This is a genomic window from Chitinophaga sp. MM2321 (genome assembly GCF_964033635.1).
GTDB lineage: Bacteria > Bacteroidota > Bacteroidia > Chitinophagales > Chitinophagaceae > Chitinophaga.
Genome location: NZ_OZ035533.1, coordinates 1,068,493 through 1,091,047 on the forward strand (window position 1 = coordinate 1,068,493; position 22,555 = coordinate 1,091,047).

The 22,555-nt window shown below is 45.8% G+C and carries 18 protein-coding genes; 8 read left to right on the forward strand and 10 right to left on the reverse strand.

Features of this window, described 5'->3' with window-relative positions; translation table 11 throughout:
- Positions 1-6: 6 nt before the first annotated feature.
- Entirely contained in the window at positions 7-1,362 is a 1,356-nt protein-coding gene (locus ABQ275_RS04050) for an NAD-dependent succinate-semialdehyde dehydrogenase (protein ID WP_349316991.1), read from the reverse strand.
- A gap of 155 nt (positions 1,363-1,517) precedes the next feature.
- Here ABQ275_RS04050 and ABQ275_RS04055 point away from each other — a divergent pair, with 155 nt between their 5' ends.
- On the forward strand, positions 1,518-2,675 hold the full coding sequence (locus ABQ275_RS04055; protein WP_349316992.1) for an MFS transporter: 1,158 nt from the start codon (positions 1,518-1,520) through the stop codon (positions 2,673-2,675).
- Here the strand turns inward: ABQ275_RS04055 and ABQ275_RS04060 are convergent.
- The 4 genes from ABQ275_RS04060 to pfkA all read right to left on the reverse strand — a co-directional run bounded on the left by ABQ275_RS04060 (position 2,644) and on the right by pfkA (position 7,343).
- Positions 2,644-4,080 (reverse strand): MFS transporter, encoded by a 1,437-nt coding sequence (locus ABQ275_RS04060; RefSeq protein WP_349316993.1) that lies wholly within the window; start codon positions 4,078-4,080, stop codon positions 2,644-2,646. The two genes, ABQ275_RS04055 and ABQ275_RS04060, sit on opposite strands and share 32 nt — an antisense overlap.
- A gap of 96 nt (positions 4,081-4,176) precedes the next feature.
- Positions 4,177-4,770 carry a TetR/AcrR family transcriptional regulator gene (locus ABQ275_RS04065; RefSeq protein ID WP_349316994.1) on the reverse strand — a complete coding sequence of 198 codons (594 nt, stop codon included), beginning with the start codon at positions 4,768-4,770 and terminating at the stop codon, positions 4,177-4,179.
- Between the two features lie 92 nt (positions 4,771-4,862).
- A complete protein-coding gene (gene pyk, locus ABQ275_RS04070; RefSeq protein ID WP_349316995.1) occupies positions 4,863-6,350 on the reverse strand; it encodes a pyruvate kinase in 1,488 nt (495 codons plus the stop codon).
- A 12-nt stretch (positions 6,351-6,362) separates the two neighbouring features.
- Positions 6,363-7,343, reverse strand: a complete 981-nt coding sequence (gene pfkA / locus ABQ275_RS04075) for a 6-phosphofructokinase (protein ID WP_349316996.1) — start codon at positions 7,341-7,343, stop codon at positions 6,363-6,365.
- A gap of 200 nt (positions 7,344-7,543) precedes the next feature.
- Here pfkA and ABQ275_RS04080 point away from each other — a divergent pair, with 200 nt between their 5' ends.
- A complete protein-coding gene (locus ABQ275_RS04080) occupies positions 7,544-9,604 on the forward strand; it encodes a prolyl oligopeptidase family serine peptidase (protein WP_349316997.1) in 2,061 nt (686 codons plus the stop codon).
- A gap of 120 nt (positions 9,605-9,724) precedes the next feature.
- Positions 9,725-10,621 carry an SDR family oxidoreductase gene (locus tag ABQ275_RS04085; RefSeq protein WP_349316998.1) on the forward strand — a complete coding sequence of 299 codons (897 nt, stop codon included), beginning with the start codon at positions 9,725-9,727 and terminating at the stop codon, positions 10,619-10,621.
- A gap of 4 nt (positions 10,622-10,625) precedes the next feature.
- Here ABQ275_RS04085 and ABQ275_RS04090 read toward each other — a convergent pair whose 3' ends face one another.
- From ABQ275_RS04090 to ABQ275_RS04100, 3 genes are all read right to left on the reverse strand, one after another.
- Complete coding sequence (locus ABQ275_RS04090; RefSeq protein WP_349316999.1) at positions 10,626-11,615, reverse strand: hypothetical protein; 990 nt, start codon at positions 11,613-11,615, stop codon at positions 10,626-10,628.
- A gap of 361 nt (positions 11,616-11,976) precedes the next feature.
- Positions 11,977-13,626, reverse strand: a complete 1,650-nt coding sequence (locus ABQ275_RS04095) for a hypothetical protein (RefSeq protein ID WP_349317000.1) — start codon at positions 13,624-13,626, stop codon at positions 11,977-11,979.
- A 54-nt stretch (positions 13,627-13,680) separates the two neighbouring features.
- Positions 13,681-16,758 carry a tetratricopeptide repeat protein gene (locus tag ABQ275_RS04100; protein ID WP_349317001.1) on the reverse strand — a complete coding sequence of 1,026 codons (3,078 nt, stop codon included), beginning with the start codon at positions 16,756-16,758 and terminating at the stop codon, positions 13,681-13,683.
- Positions 16,759-16,991: 233 nt separating this feature from the next.
- Between ABQ275_RS04100 and ABQ275_RS04105 the strand changes: the two genes are divergently transcribed.
- The 4 genes from ABQ275_RS04105 (at position 16,992) to ABQ275_RS04120 (ending at position 20,522) form a co-directional block, all read left to right on the forward strand.
- Positions 16,992-17,411: a DoxX family protein gene (locus ABQ275_RS04105; protein ID WP_349317002.1), complete on the forward strand. Its 420-nt coding sequence runs from the start codon at positions 16,992-16,994 to the stop codon at positions 17,409-17,411.
- Positions 17,412-17,466: 55 nt separating this feature from the next.
- Complete coding sequence (locus ABQ275_RS04110) at positions 17,467-17,877, forward strand: thioesterase family protein (protein WP_349317003.1); 411 nt, start codon at positions 17,467-17,469, stop codon at positions 17,875-17,877.
- 11 nt (positions 17,878-17,888) lie between these two features.
- Positions 17,889-19,136: a CinA family nicotinamide mononucleotide deamidase-related protein gene (locus ABQ275_RS04115; RefSeq protein ID WP_349317004.1), complete on the forward strand. Its 1,248-nt coding sequence runs from the start codon at positions 17,889-17,891 to the stop codon at positions 19,134-19,136.
- A gap of 69 nt (positions 19,137-19,205) precedes the next feature.
- Complete coding sequence (locus tag ABQ275_RS04120) at positions 19,206-20,522, forward strand: dihydrolipoamide acetyltransferase family protein (RefSeq protein ID WP_349317005.1); 1,317 nt, start codon at positions 19,206-19,208, stop codon at positions 20,520-20,522.
- A gap of 85 nt (positions 20,523-20,607) precedes the next feature.
- Here the strand turns inward: ABQ275_RS04120 and ABQ275_RS04125 are convergent, their stop codons facing one another.
- Complete coding sequence (locus tag ABQ275_RS04125; RefSeq protein WP_079468754.1) at positions 20,608-20,928, reverse strand: RNA-binding protein; 321 nt, start codon at positions 20,926-20,928, stop codon at positions 20,608-20,610.
- Positions 20,929-21,180: 252 nt separating this feature from the next.
- On the opposite strand from ABQ275_RS04125, the gene ABQ275_RS04130 reads away from it, so the two are divergent.
- Entirely contained in the window at positions 21,181-21,900 is a 720-nt protein-coding gene (locus tag ABQ275_RS04130; RefSeq protein ID WP_349317006.1) for a hypothetical protein, read from the forward strand.
- On the opposite strand, the gene ABQ275_RS04135 is transcribed toward ABQ275_RS04130, so the two are convergent.
- Complete coding sequence (locus ABQ275_RS04135; protein ID WP_349317007.1) at positions 21,901-22,518, reverse strand: DUF4230 domain-containing protein; 618 nt, start codon at positions 22,516-22,518, stop codon at positions 21,901-21,903.
- Positions 22,519-22,555: the final 37 nt, after the last annotated feature.

A 22,555-nucleotide genomic window follows, 5' to 3' on the forward strand; every position in this document is an offset into this window, starting at 1 on the left:
GAATATTTACTGTTTTATGTAAACGGTTTTTACATTCAGAAATTCGTGTGTGCCTTCCAGTGATAGTTCTCTGCCATAGCCTGATTGTTTTACGCCGCCGAAAGGCAGGCGTGCATCAGAGCGCACCATGGCATTGATAAAAACGTTGCCGCTTTCAATCTGTGTAGCCAGGCGTGCTGCTTTGTCCAGGTCGCTGGTCCAGAGGGCGGCGCCCAGTCCGAAGTCAGTTTCATTAGCCAGTGCAATGGCTTCCTGTTCATCCTTAGCTTCGATGATCACTGCCAGTGGGCCGAATGTTTCTTCTTTAAAAGCCGTCATATTATTGGTGACACCTGTCAGCAGGGTCGGCGCGAAGTTACAGCCTTCATGCGTACCTCCCAATTCCAACCTGGCGCCCTGACGGATGGTTTCCTGTAATTGTTTGGCCAGTTCCTCCGCCAGATCGGGACGGGCCATAGGTCCCATGGTAGTGCTTTCCAGCGTAGGATCGCCCTGTTGTATATTTTCCAGGAAATGATGTACAAGTTCTGTAAATGCCGGTACTACTTCTTTTTCCACAATCCAGCGTTTGGCTGCAATGCACGACTGGCCGGCGTTTTGCATACGTCCCTGTACCGCAGTTTTTGCAGCGGCTTCCAGGTCTGCATCTTTTAACACAATGAATGGATCGCTGCCGCCCAGTTCCAGTACTGTTTTCTTGATATACTTTCCTGCCAGCGCAGCCACACTTCTGCCGGCAGGGGTGCTACCAGTGAGCGTTACACCCTGGATACGCGGGTCTGCAATGATTGGTTCTATATTTTTGGAAGATACCAGCACTGATTGAAAAGTGCCGGCCGGAAATCCTGATTCGGCGAAAACCCTTTCTATGGCCAGGGCGCAGCCACTCACATTACTGGCATGTTTCAGCAAACCGGTATTGCCGGCAAGGATATTCGGGAGCGCAAAACGGAAAACCTGCCAATAGGGGAAGTTCCAGGGCATAATAGCGAGGATGATGCCTTTGGGTTCGTAAGCAACATAACTTTTGTAAGCATCGGATGTAATCAGTTTGGGTTGCAACATCTCCGCAATATTCTCTGCATAATATTCCGCGGAGGTAGCACATTTGAGTACTTCGCCTTCGGCTTCCAGTTTTGTTTTCCCCATCTCCTGTGTAATCAGTGCCGCATGTTCCGCCACATTATCTTTCAGCGACTTAGCCACTCCCATCATCCACTGGCAGCGTTGCTCCAGCGGGATTTGTAACAGCTGTCGGTAAGCACGTTCACCCATCAGCAGTTTTTTTTCTATTTCCTGTTCGGTATGTGCTGTGTATGCAGCAATGGTTTCCTGTGTGAACGGATTAATACTTGTAAACATAACGATAAGCTTTTAGTCATCGGCAGTTAGCCTTCAGCTGTCAATGGCTACAAATTTACTGCTTTCCGGTTAAAGGAGGTCGCCGTTGGTATAATGTCTCCTGTTAAATGCCTCAATGCTTTACGTATATTTGTTTCGCTAAAACAGCGCGTTATATGGCATTAAGCAGGTGGAATATTACGATGATGGCCGTGTGTACGGGTATGATCGTTGCAAATATATATTACAGCCAACCCTTACTGGTATTGATCAGTGAAGAGTTCAAAGTATCAGAGAGTAATGCCGGACAGGTCACCTTTTTTACACAGCTGGGATATGCGCTGGGGTTATTGTTCTGTGTACCGCTGGGCGACAAGCTGGAGCGTAAGGGACAAATTGTGATCATGACCCTGGCGGCCGTACTGGCGCTGGTGGCAGCGGCTTTATCCGTCAATATCGCGATGCTGAAGGTTACCGGTTTCCTGATTGGTTTCACTTCCGTGGTACCGCAACTGGTTTTACCGCTGGCAGCACATCTTTCTGATGCGGCCAACCGTGGTAAAGTAATCGGCGCTGTTATGAGCGGTCTGCTGGTGGGTATTCTGCTGTCGCGTACTTTGAGTGGCATCGTAGGGCATCACCTGGGGTGGCGCGCTATGTTCTGGATAGCTGCCGGCATCAGCGGCCTGCTGGTGGTGATCATGATGCTGACCTTCCCTAAAAGCAAACCTACTTTTGGGGGTACCTACGGCGATCTGATGAAATCGTTGCTGACACTCGCCAGGGAACAGCCGGTACTGCGCGAAGCCTCCGCTATCAATGCGTGCTGCTTTGCCATGTTTGGCATGTTCTGGACGACTGTTGTTTTTCTATTGTCTGATACGCCGTTTCATTATACCAGTGAACAAATTGGCCTGATGGGCCTGGCGGCAGCCGCAGGTGCGCTGGGTGCCCCGCTGGTAGGCCGTATTGCCGATAAAAAGAATCCCCGTATAGCCATCGGGTATGGTATCATTTTTTTATTGTTAGGGTACTTGCTCTTTTATATTTTTCAAACCAATATCATCGGTGTGATCATTGGCGTTATCGCCATAGACCTTGGTTTACAAGGTATTCACGTATCCAATCAAACAAGGATTTATGCTTTGTTGCCGGAGGCCCGTAACCGTGTGAATACCGTATACATGACAACAAGCTTTATCGGTACATCGCTGGGTTCCGGGCTGGGCCTGTGGGTATGGGATGTAGCAAAATGGAATGGCGTATGCCTCGCAGGAACAGGACTGATTACCGTGGCGCTGATCATTTACCTGGCGACGTATAAACGGAAGTAATCTTTCTCAATCCGTTCAACAATATCATAACGATCACTAAGTATCCTGTCATGCAATACAGGGCTACTTTGTAGCCGGTAAAAAAGATGCCGGTATGTCTTGCGAGATATAAAAAGATCCCACCAATAATACTTACACCTAATGCGGATGAAAACTGCTGTATGGTAGAATATACGCCACTGGCGGCTCCTGCCTTATCCACAGGTACATCACGCAGCGATACTTTCAGCAGGGAAGGCATCACAATCCCCGAACCGAGGCCGTAAACAATCAGACAGGCGAACAATGCATAATGATTGAGCAGGGGTGTATGCAGGAGGAGTAGCTGCATGATAAAGGAAAGGATCATCAGTATACAACCAACCTGGAGTAGCCCGATACCATAACGTGCCGCCGTTTTTATAGACCACAGGGAGGACAGCAGAAATGGAAAAGAGAGCATCATAAAATAGTAGCCTGTTTCCAGTGGCGGCAGGTGATAACCACTTTGTATATAGATAGCAGATACGAAGATAAAAGCGGTATGTGCACTAAAGAAAAAGATCACGCTGCCAATACCTATATTGAAACTCCGGACCCGGAAGAGGTCTAGCGGTAGGAGTGGTTCGCGTTGTTGTTTTCCTAAATAGTGTTGATATAGTACAAAGAGGATCAACTGGAGTAAAGAAGATATCAGCAAGACAATCGTCCAGGCTGGCCAGCCTTTTTCCGCTCCCTGAATAATCGGATAGATGAGAGAAGATAGTGCCAGTGTAAGCAGGATGATGCCCGGTACATCAAAACGGGTAGATTTATTTTGTACAGATTCATTTACAAAGAAGTAAGCGAGTATCACGGCTATGAAGCCTACGGGCAGGTTCACCAGGAAGATCAGCCGCCAGCTGTCGGCGATCCAGTGGGAGGACACGAAATATCCGCCCAGGAATTGTCCCAGTGTGGCGCCGATGCAGAGAGAAATACCATACAAGCCATAGGCTTTGTCCTTATCTGCTGACGATTGAAAATTCAACTGGATCAGCGTTACCGTTTGCGGAACGGTGAAAGCTGCTGCTACGCCCTGAAAAAAACGGGCGGTGATCAGCATCTCTATAGAGCCGGCAAATCCGCAGATGGTGGACGTGAGGGTAAATGCTACCAAACCGGTGATAAACATTCTTTTTCTACCGTAATAATCACCCGCACGGCTACCCGTAATCAGGAACACAGCGTATCCTACCAGGTAAGCGGCGATGACCAGTTCTACAGCAGCATCCGAACTCTGGTAATAGGCTTTTATGGCCGGTGTGCTGATGTTGACAATAAATATATCGATCACCGTTATGAGTGGCGCCAGGAGGATGACGGACAGCGATAGCCATGGATTGATGGCTTTTTGTTGGATATATACAGACTGGTCTGTTTTCATATAAATATCAAATTGACCAGGATTGATGGATTGTTGGGATTACCAGGATGGGTGTTTTATTGTTTATCAAAAATTCAACAGAACACCCATCCTATTTTAATCTTTTAATCTGTTTAATCCTGGTATGGTGAGGAGTAATTTCTGTACTACTTTTTTTGTGTCTTCCACAGGCTTTGCTGACCGCAGCATATAGCTCTGAAGGCCGGCGCCTTCGTATAGATTTAATATCATGTCGGTCATCTCCCTTAATTCAGCTTTCGGGAAAGGATGTCTGATGACGAGCAGTTGTTGTTCAATAAATGATTTAAGTCCTTGTGTATGCGCGCGTACCTGGGCGGTAGCTGCTTCATTGAGTTCCGGTAATTCGTAGGCGATGCGGATAAAGGCACAGCCTTTGAATTTACTTTTTTCCATGCGTTGAAGACGATTGTCGAACAGGCCCATCAGCTTTTGTTTGCCGGGTTGCATCTTTGCTGTAAATGTATGCAGGTGTTCATAATTATTCACCCTGGTTACCAGCAGGTATTCATTGAGCAGTGCTTCCTTTGACGGAAAGTGCTGGTAGAGGCTCGCTTTGGCGATACCTGCCTCCTCAATGATCTGGTTAATACCCGTAGCCTGGTAGCCCTGCTCATAAAACAGTTGGCAGGCAGTGCTGAGTATCCTTTCTTTGGCGCCCTGTTCTTTCATGATGCAATATTAGGGAATAATTTATAAACAGACAAGTCTGTCTGTTATTTTGATAAAAAAAACCAGGATTCACATGAATCCTGGTTTTCGTATTAATCTACTTTCGTGATTTTCAGCATATTGGTTGGCAGGTGCTGTTTGATAGGCGTACTGCCGGTATTTACAGCCACATCACCGCTTTTGAGGAATCCTCTTTCTTTCAGAATGCGGATCTGATCAAAAACGATATCATCCAGGCTTTCTTCTTCTTCATAGTAGAAAGCGCGAACACCCCAGCTGAGGCTCAGCTGATTTACCAGGGTAGTTTCCTTGGTAAAGATATACAGCGGAGAGCGTGGGCGGTAGCTGCTCAGCATAAAGCCGGTGTAGCCACTCTGTGTCATACCAATGAGTGCATCCGCATCCAGGTCTTCCGCAATCTTACAGGCGTTGTAGCACAATGCATCGCTGAGGAAGGTAGGAGAGTGGCGGTGAGGGATCAGGTTACGGTTGTAAATGATCGCTTCTTTTTCCACTTCCTGGATGATTTTATTCATCGTTTGTATCACCAGTTCCGGGAACTGACCGGTAGCGGTTTCACCACTCAGCATCACGGCATCAGCACCTTCCAGTACTGCGTTGGCAACGTCGGTGATTTCACTACGGTTAGGACGGGTACGGTCCATCATGCTTTCCATCATCTGTGTAGCCACAATAACGGGTTTGGCACGGTGGATACATTTACGGATAATATCTTTCTGAATCATCGGGATCTGCTCTACAGGCAGTTCTACACCGAGATCGCCACGGGCAATCATTACGCCATCACTTTCCCAGATGATTTCTTTCAGGTTCTGTATTGCTTCCGGTTTCTCGATCTTGGAGATGATCTTGATTTTGGAATTACGCGCTTCCAGGCGTTTACGCAGATCGATCAGGTCTTTTACACTTCTTACAAAGGAGAGTGCTACCCAATCCGCTTCGTTATTGATGATAAATTCCAGGTCAATAATATCTTTCTCTGTCAGCGCAGGCAATGATACTTTGGTATCAGGCAGGTTAAAACCTTTTTTGGAAGACAGTACACCAGGTAAAGATACTTCCGCTTTGATTTCTCCGTTGGCAGTGATTTCTTTTACTACTGTTTCGATTTTGCCATCGTCCAGCAATATTTTCTGACCTGGTTTCAGGTCTTTATAGAGGTCAGGGTAAGAAACGTATATTTTTTCTTTGGTACCTACCAGTTTTTCGTTTACGAAAGTGAGGATATCGCCTTTTTTCAGGGGCAGTGCGTTGTTCTCTATTTCGCCAACACGCAGTTTAGGTCCTTGCAAATCAGCCAGGATAGCTACGTTATAAGGTTCGGTTTTATTGATCTGACGGATATATTCAATGATCCGCAGTTTATCTTCATGCGAGCCATGTGAAAAGTTCAGGCGGAACACATTCACGCCGGCTTTCACCAATGTCAGCAGTTGTTCATAGGTATCACAGGCCGGCCCTACTGTAGCCACAATTTTTGTTTTGTGGGAAGAGTGTTCTCTGCCAGCAGCGTTATCCATCTGCTTGTGATAGTATTTCGAAAGATCCTTTGTACTCATAAGTCTTAATTTTTAACTCGCAAGAATTTTAACAATCTTAAACCATTCGGGGTCAATTTCCTGTTTGGCTTTAACAGCTTTATCAAGAGGTGTATAATGGATCTTGTCATTTACAATACCAATCATTACGTTGTGGGTACCTCCTAATAAGGCATCCACTGCAGCATAGCCCATGCGGCTTGCCAGAATACGATCCATACAGGTAGGTGAACCACCTCTCTGAATATGTCCGAGAATACAAACACGGGTGTCCAGTTGTGGACAGCTTTCCTTAATCTTGCGGGCCACTTCGTTGGCGCCCCCGTTTTCATCGCCTTCGGCGACTACGATCAGGTTGACCAGTTTACGGCGGCGTTCGTTAGCCTGCAATTCTTCAATAATGTCGTTTAATTCGGTTTTGTGCTCAGGCATCATAATGTGCTCCGCTCCGGTAGCAATACCACTGTGCAGGGCAATGTAACCGGCGTCGCGGCCCATCACTTCTATCACAAATAAGCGGTCATGCGCATCCGCAGTGTCCCTGATCTTATCTATCGCTTCAATCGCAGTATTCACCGCCGTATCAAAACCAATCGTTGAATCAGTACCCGCAATGTCCTTGTCAATAGTACCAGGCAAGCCTATACAAGGAATATCAAATTCCTGGCTGAACTTTTGCGCACCATTGAACGAGCCGTCTCCACCAATTACCACAATCCCGTCAATGTTGTGTTTTTTCAGATTCTCATAAGCCTTTTTCCTCCCTTCATATTCATAGAACTCTTTGCATCGGGCGGTCTTCAAAATGGTTCCTCCACGTTGAATGATGTTAGCCACCGATTTAGACTCCATCGGGAAGATCTCATTTTTTAAAATTCCCCTATAGCCGTACATTACGCCGAACACATTCAGCTGATGATAAATGCCCGTTCTTACAACGGCACGAACGGCTGCGTTCATGCCAGGGGCATCTCCCCCGGAAGTAAGGACTGCAATGTTGTTCAATTTTTTCATATAAATTGCTAAAAAAATACCTTAAAGGCGCACAAAAATAACATTTTGCAATTGTTTTCTAACTGTTATCTGAGGAATTAACCTAAATATTTAATTTTAATCAAACAAAGTAGCTAATTTTTCCAAAAAATATAGGCATGTTGAAAAAGACTAATAGGAATTGGTTCATTATGAGCATGTGTTTAATGACTATGCAAGCTATGGCACAATTACCATCTATCACCTATCCGGAAACAAAAAAAGTAGACACAATAGACGATTATCATGGCACAAAAATCGCAGACCCTTACCGGTGGCTGGAAGACGACAACAGCGCCGAAACAAAAGCATGGGTGAATGCCGAAAATAAAGTAACACAAACCTATCTTTCTGCCATCCCTTTCCGCAACGAGATTAAAAAACGATTAGAAGTACTGTGGAACTACCCGAAAAGTGGCGCACCCGTAAAACACGGCAATTATTTTTACTTCTATAAAAATGACGGTCTGCAAAACCAGGCAGTCCTTTACCGCTCCGCAACACTAGGTGGAACCCCGGAAGTATTTATCGATCCCAATAAATTATCTGCCGCTGGCACCACCGCATTAGGCAGTACCAGTTTTTCGAAAGATGGTAAATATGTGGCATACCTGCTCTCAAAAGCCGGCTCCGACTGGCAGGAAGGATTTGTAATGGATGTGGAAACCAAAGAAATACGCCCCGATAAACTGGAATGGGTGAAATTCAGCGGCCTCTCCTGGAAAGGTAACGGCTTCTATTACAGTCGTTACGACAAGCCCGATGAACAAGGCAAACTATCCGGAAAAAATGAATTCCAACAGGTATACTACCACCAGCTGGGAGATCCGCAGGATAAAGATGTATTAATATATGTAGATAAAGCACATCCACTCCGTAATGCGGGTGTAAGTGTAACGGAAGATGAAAGATTTTTGCTCTTATATACTACAGAAGGCACTTCTGGCCGGGAAGTCTGGTACCGCGATCTGCAAAATCCTGCACAAAAGGAATTTGCGCTCCTGGTAAAAGGTTTCGATTATGAACCCGGTGTTATTGATAATGACGGCGGCAAACTGCTGGTACTCACCAATCACGGCGCACCAAATTATAAAGTGGTGCTGATTGATCCTGCTAATCCAGCCGAAGCAAACTGGAAAACCATTGTACCGGAAAAAAAGGACGCCTTGCAGGATGTAGGCAACGCCGGTGGTAAATTATTTTTATCCTACCTGAAAGATGCTGCCACCAAAGTATACCAATATGATTACAGTGGTCAGCTGGAACATGAGATCACTTTACCGGGTATCGGTACTGCCGGCGGATTTAATGGTAAAAAAGAAGATAAGGAATTATTTTATACGTATACTTCCTTTGTAGTACCGCCTGCGGTGTATAAATATGAAATCGGTAGCGGTACTTCTACGCTGTTCAACAAAGCGGAAGTAAAATTCAATCCCGATGAATACGAAACCAGGCAGGTGTTTTTTACCAGCAAAGATGGTGCACGGGTACCAATGTTCCTGTCTGCCAAGAAAGGGGTGAAAAAAGATGGTAATAACCCGGTGCTGATTTATGGCTATGGTGGCTTTAACATCCCGCAAACGCCTGCCTTCAGCATTTCCAACCTCTATTTCATGGAGCAGGGCGGGATTTATGCGGTAGTAGTCCTGCGCGGCGGCAGCGAATACGGCGAAGCATGGCATAAAGCCGGTATGCTGGATAAAAAACAAAATGTATTCAACGACTTTATCGGTGCTGCGGAGTACCTGGTAAAAACAAAATACACCAATCCCACTAAAATTGCTATCCGCGGCGGCTCCAACGGTGGTTTGCTGGTAGGCGCCTGCATGACACAGCGGCCGGAACTGTTTAAAGTAGCATTGCCGGCAGTAGGTGTAATGGATATGCTGCGCTTTCAGAAATTCACTATCGGCTGGGCATGGGCGGTAGAATACGGCAGCAGTGACGATGCAGACCAGTTCAAATACCTGGTGAAGTATTCACCGCTGCATAACCTGAAGCCAGGTACTTCGTATCCGGCTACGCTGATCACCACAGCCGATCATGACGACCGGGTGGTACCAGCGCATTCATTCAAGTTTGCGGCGACGCTGCAGGCCTGCAATGCCGGTCCCAATCCTACGTTGATCCGCATTGAAACACAGGCGGGGCATGGCGCCGGAAAACCTACTTCCAAATTAATTGAAGAGGCAACGGATATATGGGCATTTACTTTATATAATTTAGGGATGAAGAAATAACAGCGCAAAGCTGACAACGTATAGCTGTTGGTGATGATTTTTTTAGGATCACCAACAGCTAATGCTCAAAGCGAACAGCTATTTTTCTTATCTTTAAAGACAGCGTACTAATATGGCATTATGAAGGTACTTATAACTGGTAGTAACGGACTATTGGGTCAACACCTGATCCCTCTTTTGGTCCAGGAAGGAACATATGATGTAATCGCCACCGGGAGAGGGCCTAATCGCTTTCCGCAGCGCGATAATTACACTTATGAAGCGGTAAATCTGCGTGATGCAGGCAGCGTTCAGCAGTTGGTGGAGAAACATCAGCCAGACATTATTATTCATGGCGGAGCCATGTCGCAGGTAGATGAATGCGAAAAAAATAAGGATGCCTGCTGGGATACCAACGTAGGCGCTACACGTTATCTCGTGCATGCAGCTGAAAAATGTAATGCCTTTTTCATTTTCCTGTCCACCGATTTCGTTTTCGATGGCTTACAGGGCCCCTACAGCGAAGATGCTGCGGTAAATCCCATCTGCTACTACGGCACCAGTAAGGTGGCGGCGGAGCGGCTGGTTCACAACAGCAAATTGCAGTGGGCAATCGTACGTACGGTACTGGTATACGGCGTAGTGGCCGATCCGCACCGCAGTAATATGATCACCTGGGTAAAGAATAACTTACAGGAAGGTAAAAAAATAAAAGTGGTGGATGACCAGTGGCGTACACCCACCTTATGCCAGGATCTGGCTATCGGATGTAAACTGGTTGCCGACAAAAAAGCAACCGGCTACTTCAATATCTCCGGGAAAGATATACTCACTCCCTACGATATGGCACTGAGAACGGCGGAGTATTTTAAACTGGACACGGGCCTGATAGAAAAGATAAGTGCCAGAAGCCTTTCCCAACCTGCGCCACGACCAGCAAAAACCGGTCTGGTGATTGACAAGGCAACAAAAGAACTGGGTTATCAGCCGCGTACTTTTGCAGAAGGACTGGATATTGTGGCTGGTGAACTAAAGTGATGCGTTAAAATTCCAGGTACGCTTTGTTGGTTTTGAATAATTCCTTTGTTTTCTGAAGTTCCGCTGTCGTATCTACCGGCAGTGATCTTACAGGTGCTGCCACCTTGTAGGTATCATCTCTTTTATACATCACTACATTCTGCTCCCAGCCTAGTCTGCGGGCTACCTGGCGTGCGGCTTTGGTGCTGTCTGTAAATTCTTCTATTACCACAAAATAAGATACGCTGTCATTGGCTGCGCGGTCTGCCGCTGCTACTGCGGTGAGGCTGTCTGCCATAGCATTTACCCTTTGCAGGGAATCTGCCGTTGCCGCTATATCTGGCGCCGGTGTGGCAGTTTCCACGGGCTGCGTCTGACTATTGACATACCACCAGGTACCGAGTCCTCCGGCGATAAATACAATGCCGGCAATAGCCCACCACCATTTAAAAATACTTTCTTCTGCTACTGCATCCAGTGTTTCTTCCTCTTCTGCTGTCATAACCGGCTCCATCTGTTCGTAGTCAGGAGTGGTGGAAGCTGGTGTGGTATCCGGTGTAGCTGAAGTGGCTGTAATATTTGTTGTGTTTAACGTATCTGTTGCATCCTGCCGGTTTATAGGTGCGATGGGCAAGGATTCCTGGTCTACCGGCAATTCTTCCGGATGGAAGTGGATATTACCGGTAAAATCGCCTTGCAACTGGCCTATGCCCGGTAAATGCAGGGGCTTGCCGGATTGCAGGGTGGTTTTTAAATCTTCCAGGTATTTCTCCAGTTTACGCTGGGCCACTGCGGGCACCAGGTTTTCCTTGAGCGCAATCCATTCCAGGCAAGAGCCATCATCCTGCCAGGAACGGCTGAAAGTGACCTGATCCCTGGGGGCAGTCAGCGTTTGGGCGGCAGCGTTATACTGTGCCGGAAAATGCTGCAGGGTGAAAGTTCCCAGTTGCGGAACTACACAAACCCTTTGTCTGAACAGTACTTCCTGTATGTATTGCTGTAGTATCAAAGCCATGGTTTGACCAGGATTAAACAGATTAAAGGATGATCAGGATGGATGAAGAATTATAAAATATCAGTTATTCAAAGCTACTGTTAATCCTTCAAATTTGTTTCATCCCGGCTAATCCTTCAAAACGTGTTTAACCCTGTTGGTTTTTCAATTTGACCAGGATTAAACAGATTAAATGGATAACCAGGATGGATGAAGAATTATAAAATATCAGCTATTCAAAGCTATTGTTAATCCTTCAAATTTGTTTCCTCCCCGTTAATCCTTCAAAACGTGTTTAATCCTGTTGTTTTTTCAATTTTTACTATTATCCCAGTTCTATCCTGTCAATCTTCATAATCCTTTCATCCTGGTCACATCCTGGTCAGAATTTGACCATTATACCACCCACTACGTTAAATCCATAAGTTGGATACAGGTACCAGCGTTGGTAGTGGGAGTTGAAGATGTTATTTGCATTTATCCAGAGATTGAAATTTTTGCCGATATCATAAGATGCGCCGGCATTCAGGTCCCAGGCTCCTTTGGTTTTGTTGAAATCCTTGTTTGGCAGCTGGTAATAGCTTCCGCTCAGTGCAAACAGATCCGCATTCAGGTGGAGTTTCCTGGCGAGTGTATACTGTACAAATAAGTCGCCCTGGAAAGGAGGCAGATGCCAGGGTTTCACCTCTGTTTGTTGTTTGTTGTAATTGTACCAGTCGAAAGACACCTTTGCCTGGAATTTTTCTTCTTCAATATAGCCTACTTCTGCATGCAACTGGAAAGCACGCAGTTGTTCTTCGTTGCGGGTGATAAATTGTTTGGTATCGGCGCTGTCATTTAAAAACAGCGGCATATTATACCAGGTAACGGATGCAAACTTTGTATTGTAGTTGAAATGACTGCCAAGGGTACCTTTGATACCGGTGTATTTTTCTTCTACGCGGGTATTCAGCATACCGTCGGTCAGACCTGCCATAAACGGATTTTTATTCGCCAGGTTGCGGTAGGAATTTTTCTCGATATAAGAAATCCATCCACTGCTCAGGATCAGTTTTTTACGAATCAGGTGTGATTCGTTGACGATATCCGGCAGGAGATAAAATTTGTTATTTGTCCAGGTTGGATTAACGCCGGCATGCAATACAAATCCGGGTTTGATGATATCCACGGAGGGATGAATGGCCACTACGTTATTATTGATGGCGCGGTTATTATCTTCCTTGTAGGTAGACAGATCAAACACACCTTCTGCTTTTATGTAGATGTCTTCAAATACCTGTTTACGCACCGGTACTTTCATGTGGAAAGTATTTTCCGTGCGTTTGTAGGAATCATTAAAGAGAATGAATTTCACTTGTGGTTGAAATTCAAATGCCCAGTCGTTTTGCGGACGGTTTTTTACGCCCACGATAGCGGTTACCTGGTTAAAGGTTTGTGCGATATCCTTCTTGTCATATTTCAACGTGTCGTGGTTGTAACCGTAGTAGTGTACTGTATTACGGTCATAACCCAGGCTGGCATCAAACTGGAATTTTGGCAACAGATAAGTGCCGGAAGCCAGTACATTCAGGTTGCTGTAATCCTGGTCAGGAATTTCCTTTCCTTTGGAGCCGGTATAGTTTACATACAGGCCGTAGTTATACATATCCTTTCTGCCACTGCCAAATCCGGCCTGGAGATAAGGTGTCTGATAATTACCGTAACCCAGTTTGATAAAATTATTCTGCAACAGGCTCAGTGAATCTTTGCCCAATGCCAGTGGTTTCAGTGGGGCAGCCTGATACATGAAGTTCAGGTTGAGTGCCGGCACTGCGTATTTCAGACTGGGCCTGCTGGTATCAATGCCGGGCAGAGAAGCCGTCAGGTTTAGTTTATAGGCATCACGCAGTTTGGGTTGATTGGTGGAAATGATATCAATCGTTTCCTGTTTCAACGTTTCCTGTGCACTGGCCTGTTGCTGCTGCAAAAGACCTGCAATACCCAGGGCTGCTATTGTGAAAGCGCGTTTGTTATATATTTTCTGAATGTTCATGCTGTCGTAAACTTAAATTTCTAAATCCCAAAATCCCAAAATATTTCCTGGTGGTTATTTCTTCGGTTTTTTCCCTGCTGCTTTCTCTTCCGCTTCCGCTTTCGCCAGTTTCTCTTTCGCCTCCTGTTTCAGTTCCGGTATTGGACAGTTGGTCGCAATACTCTGGAAAGTAGCTTTGGCATTGAAATAATCCTGTTGGCGGGTATATACATCACCCAGCAGGATATAGGATTTCGCTACCCATATTTCGTAGGAAGGTGTGTTTTTAATCACGTCGAAACCAGCTTTTTCAGCGGCGGCCAGGTCATCCTGTTGCAGGTAGCAGTCGGCAATATCATAACGGGCTTCTGCACCTGTTTCTGATTTGGTGAGTGCGGCTACGGTTTTAAATTCAGCCATTGCGTTGGCGTATTGCTTCGCTTCTTTCTGCGACTTGCCCAGGTAGAAGTGTGCGATGATCTGATCATCCGTACTGATATTGGCAGCAGATAACAGCATCTCTGCGTAGTTGCCTACTTCATCCCAGTGTTTCAACTGGTAGTTACTGCGTAGCAGGCCCCTGGTGGCCGTCAGGCTGTTTTCCTTACTGGTGGAAAGGTCTTGCAGCTGCAGGTAATAGGTGCGTGCCTTATCATAATTTTTCTGCTGGTAGAAATTGATATTAGCCGCCTGTAGTGCAGATCTTTCTGCATATAAACTATTATTACGGGACAGCACAAATTCGTAGGCAGGCAATGCGTTCGTATAGTCCTTATTGTTATAGGCGCACTCTGCTTTGTAGAAATAGGCGGGTAAGATAAACTGACCGTTCGGATATTTCTCAATATAGCTGTTGAAAGCGGTGGTAGCACCGGCGCAATCGTTATTGGTAAACCTTGATTCTGCTGCGGCGTAAGCGAGAGAGTCTTCTGCTGATGCCGTAACGGTTCTGCCACTGGCTTTCAGGAAGGCGAGGTAATCGTCTGTTTTACCCTGGCTCACGTAAATGGATTTGATGCTTTGCAGTGCTTCATTGGTTTCCGGTGAACCGGGGAATTTCTCCACTACCTGGCGGTAGTAAGCCAGTGCTTTGCTGTCGTTGTCCTTGTTGAAATAGCAGAGGCCCAGTTTCAGCAGTGCACGGGGAGCGTTGGCGCCGTTAGGCTGCTTTTGCAAAACATTTTCCAGGTACGGTATTGCTTCTGTATATTTTTCTTCGGAGAGATAGGTATTCGCAATCTCCATATCGGTTTCGTTGCCGAATCCGGAAGTAGGAAATTTGTTACCCAATTGTTTCAGCAATGCGAGCTTATCGTTTTGTTTGCCTTGCAGGCCAAGGATGATAGCTTTCTGATAGATGGCATAGTCAGCACCCGCGTCGTTGCTGTTGATAATACCGTCGTACAGGCTGATGGCCTTGGGGAACTGGCGGAGCATGTAGTAGCAATCTGCACTGCGAAGGGCAGCGTCGGCGGCTATACGTTCTGCATTAGGACCGCTGGCCCGTTGTGCCGATTCAAAGTAAGGCAGTGCTTCACTGTATTTATCCTGTTTCAGCAGGCTGTAACCGAGGTTGTAGCTGGCGGTTTGCGCATTGGCTTCGCCGGAAACAGGAGCTGTATTATTCAGATAGGCGTTCAGGTTAGTAACGGCGGTCGCTGTTTTATTCTGGCGTAGTGCAATTTCCGCTTTCCAGAAATGGGCCAGTTGTTTGATCTGTGGATCGTATGGATTACTGATGGCGATATCCAGCAACCGGTCCGCTTCTGCCAGTTGCTGATCGTTGATCAGCTGGGTGGCCCTGCCATAGGCTACTTTCTGATACGCTTTCAGCACGGTAGGGTTCTTATCCTGGATCTGTTCAATAGTAGCCAGACCATCTTTATAGTTATTGGTATTCATGAAAAGGTTCACGAGGATTTCCCGCGCTTCTTTGTTGTAAGCAGATGCGGGATATAGTTTTACAAACTGTGTCAGTTCGCTGAGGGCAGCATCCTGGTAGCCCAGCTCGTAGGATAATTTACCGTAGTTAAAGCGGGATATTTCCTGTTGTGCTGCATTGGAGCTATTGTTGGCGCAGAACGCAAAAGCGTTGCGCGCATTGGCTTTCTGACCGGTACGCAGGTAACAGTCGCCCAGCAGGTACATGGAGTTTTGTCCCAGTGAATCTTTTGAGCTGCTCAGTTGTTTGAACCCGGTAATGGCTTTGTTGAGATTACCGGTTTGATAATAAGAGTAGGATAACTGGTAGATATCTTCATTTCTTACTTCATCTGAATTATCCTGGAACTCCTGTAAGTAGGGGAGTGCATTTTTATAATCTTTCTTTTCGAAATAGGCTTTACCCAGCAGTTGTTTCAGTTCTGCTTCATAATATTGTCCGCCTTTTCTCAGCAATGGTTCGCTGTAGGCGATGAGCTGATCTGTTTTGCCTTGAAAGTAGTAGATCTCAGCGACGTAGTAAGGTACCACATTGCTGTATTTAGGATCATTGATGACACGCTGGAAGCTGTTCATCGCATCATTATACTGATGGTTGTAATAGGCGATGAAGCCATAGTAATAATTGGCTGGTACGTAATATTTACCTTGTATTTCCCGGATGGCAGCAAAGAGCGGTAATGCTTTTTTGAAGTCTTTTACGTTGAAATAGCAATAGGCCAGTTCAAATTTTGCTTCGGCAATTTCGGCGTTGGAGAGATTGTCGATATTGGCTTTCTCATACAGCGGAATGGCCTCTTTGAATTTGTTGAGATGGAAATAATATTTCCCCAGCTGATAGCTGACCAGTTGCTCACGGGCATTGTTATTGAATATTTTCAGGTATTCCAATGCTGTCTTTTCCGCATTATCCTGTTGCAGTTTGAGTGCACAGATGGTATAATAGTAGTAGGCATCTGTTTTAACGAGGTCGCGGTTCGTTTCATGGAAATAATCGATATTATCGATCGTTTGCTTGAAAAGCTGCATGGATACAGCATATTTTTCCTGCTGGAAATATTGCTGTGCATCTTTGAATACTTTCTCAGCATCAGTATAGATACGTGTTTGCTGCGCCTGTGCTACCGGCAATCCTGCCAAGCCTGCGCCGGTAAACAGCAACAGGGAAATGTACAGATGTCCTGGAATAAAAATTTTTCTTATGAACTGCATGCTTTAGCTGTTATATCTTGAATTATGCGTTTAAAACGAATACCGGCCTGAAATATTTTCCTGCCGGGCATTATACGGAACATTATCTGGGACACAAACCAGGCAAATATAAAAGTTATATCCTTTCTTTTCCGATCGGGTTTCCAACAATGTGGATAACTCAGGAAGCATGACAAAGGCTATTGCCCTATATTGCGGCAAAATATTTTTATAGAGCAAAAACCTTACCTACTATGAGAAAACTGTTCTCTACTGGTTACACCAACGGTGCTGTAAATTTTTCCATGCTGGTGCTCCGGCTGGTATCTGGCGGCCTTTTAATGCTACATGGCTGGCCTAAGCTTGTCAATTTTGCGGCCAAAATGAATTCTTTTCCTGATCCTTTAGGGGTAGGACACAAAATTTCCCTGGGAATGGTGGTATTCGCCGAATTTTTCTGTTCGATATTTATCATGTTGGGTCTGATGACCAGACTGGCTACTATTCCCGTGATGATCTGCATGTGCGTGGTTATTTTTTCCATTCACGGCCAGGATACTGCCGCACTTAATTTTGGCAAAATTGAGTTGCCCATGCTGTTTCTGACATCATTTATAGTACTTTTCTTTACAGGACCCGGTAGGTTTTCAATTGATGGCGCATTAGGAAAATAAGTATGGACCGGTCTTTGCGCGTCCGGGTTTTTAGCTAAATTATATTGAAGGAAGCATGTTTATCAGTACAACAACGATCAGGGTACGCTATGGTGAAACAGACCAGATGGGTTACCTGTATTACGGCAACTACGGCCTGTACTACGAAGTAGGCAGGGCAGAAGCGATCCGCGAACTGGGATTTACGTATCGTGAACTCGAAGAACAAGGCGTGATGATGCCTGTAGCAGAGCTGAATGTAAAATATTTCCGGCCAGCCTTTTATGATGACCTGATAACGGTGAAGACTATATTAAAAGAATTGCCAAAAAGTTCTAAAATACAGTTCCACAGCGAATTGTATAACGAAAAAGGTGAGCTGCTGAATGTGGGCGTTACCACGCTCGTGTTTGTGGATGTGAATACAAGACAGAAAGCCGGCTTACCGGAGGCGCTGAAAGAAAGATTAGAACCTTTTTTTAAATAAAATATTTCCTTGTGGCCCAAGTAACAACCAGTATCATCACTATTGGTGATGAATTGCTGATAGGACAAACAATAGATACCAACTCTGCCTGGATGGCCCAGCAACTCAATGCGATGGGGATCTGGGTACACCGGCGTGTAGCCATTGGCGATGTAAAGGAAGATATACTGGAAGCACTTGAAAAAGAAGCAGCTGTTTCTGATATTGTGCTGATAACCGGTGGATTAGGGCCTACGGCCGATGATATTACCAAGCCAGTATTATGCGAATATTTTCATACCCGGCTGGTACAGCATGAAGCTACGCTGCACCGGGTAATGCATCTTTTTGAAAGCCGCGGCTTGCCGGTACTGCAACGTAATGTAGATCAGGCGCTGGTGCCGGAAAGCTGCACAGTGATCGAGAACACACGAGGCACCGCACCGGGCATGTGGTTTGAAAAAGATGGGAAGATCTATGTTTCCATGCCGGGCGTACCGCATGAAATGCAGGGGATTATGGAAACTTATGTACTGCCGCAACTGGCAGCGCATTTTAGTACACCGGCTGTGATACATCAAACCCTGCTGACTGCGGGTATGGGAGAGTCGTTTATTGCAGAAAGACTGGTTGGCTTTGAAGCTAAGCTACCATCACATATCAAACTGGCTTACCTGCCCAGTTATAGCCTGCTGAAACTCCGGCTCACCGCTTTCGGGGACGATAAACTCGCCACGGCGGCGGAACTAAGCATCCTTTTCCATGAGTTGAAGGAGCTGCTGGCGGACATCGTAGTGGCCGATCAGGATATGCCCATCGCACAGGTGATCGGGCAACTGCTGTTGGAAAGAGGTAAAACAGTGGGTACGGCGGAAAGCTGCACAGGTGGACAGATAGCCAGCTGGATTACGGCTATCCCGGGAAGTTCTGCCTATTTCAAAGGCAGCGCCATTACTTATGCTAATGAAATGAAAGTGAAGTTGTTGGGCGTAAAGCCAGCTACACTGGAAGCAGAGGGGGCGGTGAGCGAAGCCATCGTAAAAGAAATGCATGCCGGGGCGCTTGAACTGCTGGAAACAGATTATGCCATTGCCGTATCAGGCATTATGGGACCAGACGGAGGCACCGCAGAGAAACCCGTAGGCACGGTATGGATTGCAGTGGGAGATGCCACCAATGTGGTAACTGTAAAACATCAGTTACGGTACGACCGGGAAAGGAATATACAGATGACGGCTGTTTATGCGATGAATGCTTTGCGTAAACTGATCCTGCAATAGGGACATTGTCATATTCCGAATTGGTACAATTCCCTTATTTTTGTTGCGACTAAAGCTAAAATCAATCTTATGGCTATTGTAGAATTGGTAATGCCTAAAATGGGGGAGAGCATCATGGAAGCTACCATTTTGCGTTGGCATAAAAAGACCGGCGATCACGTAAACCTTGATGAAACGGTGCTGGAAATTGCTACCGACAAAGTGGATACCGAGGTGCCTTCTATCGCGGAAGGAGAGATCACAGAAGTGCTCTTTGCTGAAAATGATGTGGTACCCGTAGGCGCGGTGATAGCCCGCATTAGTACCAATGCCGATGCTGCGGCTGATACAGAACCTATACCTGTAGCGCCCGTTGCCTCTGAACCAAAATTTACTGCCGCCGCTGCACCTGTCACTGCAAATGTGCAGGAAGTCAGACTTACCGGTGGAGGCCCGAGATTTTATTCACCCCTGGTGCTGACCATTGCACAACAGGAAGGGATCAGCTTTGCTGACCTGGAAAAGATCCCTGGCTCCGGAAACGATGGCCGTGTTACCAAAAGAGATATTTTACAGTATGTTGCCGACCGAAGGGAAGGCAAGATCATACCGGATGTTACACCTGAACAGGTGTCTGGTCCGGCTGCTTCCCGTGCACAGATGGTGACCACTACGGTATCATCGCCTACTTACAACGGTAATGTAGAGATCATAGAAATGGATCGCATGCGTAAGCTGATTGCCAATCATATGGTGATGAGCAAACAAACCAGCCCGCATGTTACCAGCTTTGCGGAAGCGGATGTGACCAATATGGTTAAATGGCGCGACCGTGTAAAAGGGGATTTCGAAAAAAGCGAGGGTGAAAAGCTCACTTTTACGCCCCTGTTTGTAGAAGCTATTGTGCGCTGTATCAAGCGTTTCCCATTAATCAACTGTTCCCTGGATGGTGATAAGATTATTATCAAGAAAGATATTAATATAGGGATGGCCACCGCCTTACCTTCCGGTAACCTGATTGTGCCGGTGATTAAAAATGCAGATGTGCTCAACCTGGTAGGATTAACCAGGCAGGTAAATTCCCTGGCCAATGCTGCCCGTCAGAATAAACTGAAACCGGAAGATACCCAGAGCGGTACCTTCACCTTAACCAATGTAGGTACTTTTGGCAGCCTGATGGGGACGCCGATCATCAACCAGCCCCAGGTTGCTATTCTGGCTGTTGGTGTCATTAAAAAGCGTCCGGTGGTGATAGAAACAGAACTGGGGGATACAATCGGGATCAGGCATATGATGTACCTGTCCATGTCTTATGACCACCGCATTGTGGATGGTTCTTTGGGTTCTACTTTCCTGAGCGCAGTAGCGAAGGAACTGGAAGCGTTTGACCCGAAAAGGAATGTATAACAAGAACGTTTCAACATATAATTGCATTAAAAAAGGCTCTCCATGGAGAGCCTTTTTTAAATTCCTTTGAACCCGAATAAGGGGATTAATAACGACGGTCGCGGGAACCATATCCTCCGCCGCCACGGTTATTACCACCACCACCTTTGAAATTATTATTCGGTTGTTTAGGTCTTGCTTCGTTTACCATCAATTGCTTGCCTTCGATTTCGCTGCCATTCAAACTATCCATAGCCTTTGCTCCTTCTTCCTGGTTAGGCATCTCCACAAAACCAAAACCACGTGAGCGGCCGGTTTCATGGTCCTTGATAACCTTAGCGGAGGTAACCTCTCCAAAATCGCTGAAAATCTGATGGAGATCCTCATCGTTCAACCTGTAGTGCAGGTTGGCTACGTAAATGTTCATGATAACTGAAATTAAAATAATGAAAAATAATATCCTGAAGTTATGAAAATAACATTAATAAAAAAGTCACCGGTAAAAAATAATTCTTATAAGCACCTTTTTTGATATAGCTCCCTATATTCAAACCCTTTACAGGCACATGTTATGATACATTTTAATTATTATTGGGATTTGCTTCTGCGGGTAAAAAGGGGGCTGGTTTGTGCCTTTTTTTTCGTAAATTCAAGGTATGATCCATTAAATTAATTTGCCATGGGAGCACTGAGCGAAACCTGGTTTGCAGAAGGTTATATCGACTTTGAATTGAAGAAATATACCTTGCTTTCCTACCTGCAGGACATCAATCATTATTTTAATCAGAATAAATTGTATCCGCAGTTGGCGGATATTATTTTTCACTACAACAACCTCCTCGCTTTCCGGGAAAATAAACAGTTTTTACAACAGCAATTTCCCAAACGGCTTACGGCGGTAAACATACAGAAACTACAACTGCTGTATGAACAGATGATTGCGGATGATGAACTGATGGAAGAGCTGGAAGATATCATCCGGTATTCCCTGCCGCAAATGAACCAAACCATTAAAGATGGAACGGAGATCTATGAATTTGTGCAGGACAAACTGAGCATCTCACCGGTAGGGCTGATTCCGCTGGAAACAGCAGAAGGTTACCTGCTGCTCTGCGACGGGAGGTACAGTGATACGCTGGTGTACACTTACCGGCTGACCATTTTCGAGCGGCACGATGAAAAGTTCCGGGGCATTCATACCCACTACCTGGAAGCCTACAGAAAAGACCTGGTACATACCTGCGAACATATCAAAACGATGCTGATCCGCAAAAACAGCGAACTACCCAACCCGGCCGTTTACTGCGTGGAAACACCGCTGGTATTACCGGTGGATGAAACACTGTTGCCCATTGCCAAAAGAAGCCTGGTGAAATATATCGCCAGGAATGCAGCCTGATCAGTTCAGTGGCGGTACCGCAGCAGCACCATCAAATTTGATTTCCAGGGTACGGTCTTTCAGAAAGGGAGCATAGTATTGCGTCATTACCTTCCTTATTTTCTCTTTGGATTGCTCAATATAAATAGCGTTGTTTTCCAGTTGGGAGCGGGAAGTCTGGTATAGTTTCTTTTGTACTTCTGTATAGGTTTCGTCATCCTGGGAAAGCAGCCATCCCTTGCGGTTGGAAGTTTCCATCCTGTCCATTTTCAATTCGTAACTGAGCAGTTGTGGTGCGGGCAGGTGAAGGATGATCTGTTGCTTTGTCATCTCCACTTTAAATAATTTATTGTCAATATTCACCCCGAATTTAGCCTGGTAGGGAATCGCCACCCAGACCGTATTTTCCAGGAAAGCTTTCTTCAGGTTATCTGTCCAGCCTCCGCTGTTTTCAATATTGCTGCGTTTGATGCTCGCCGTTCCCTGTACATCAAGACTAGCCAGTTCAGCAATTTCTTTTACAATAGTGCTGTTGGAAATTACCTGCTGACTTATATCCGTACTGCCAAAACGTTTGCCCAGCCAGAAAATGAGGATGGCCAGCAAGAGCAACAGTACGATAGAAATAATTCTTTTCATGAAGGGGAAATTAGGTTAAGCAAAAAACAGGACTGTT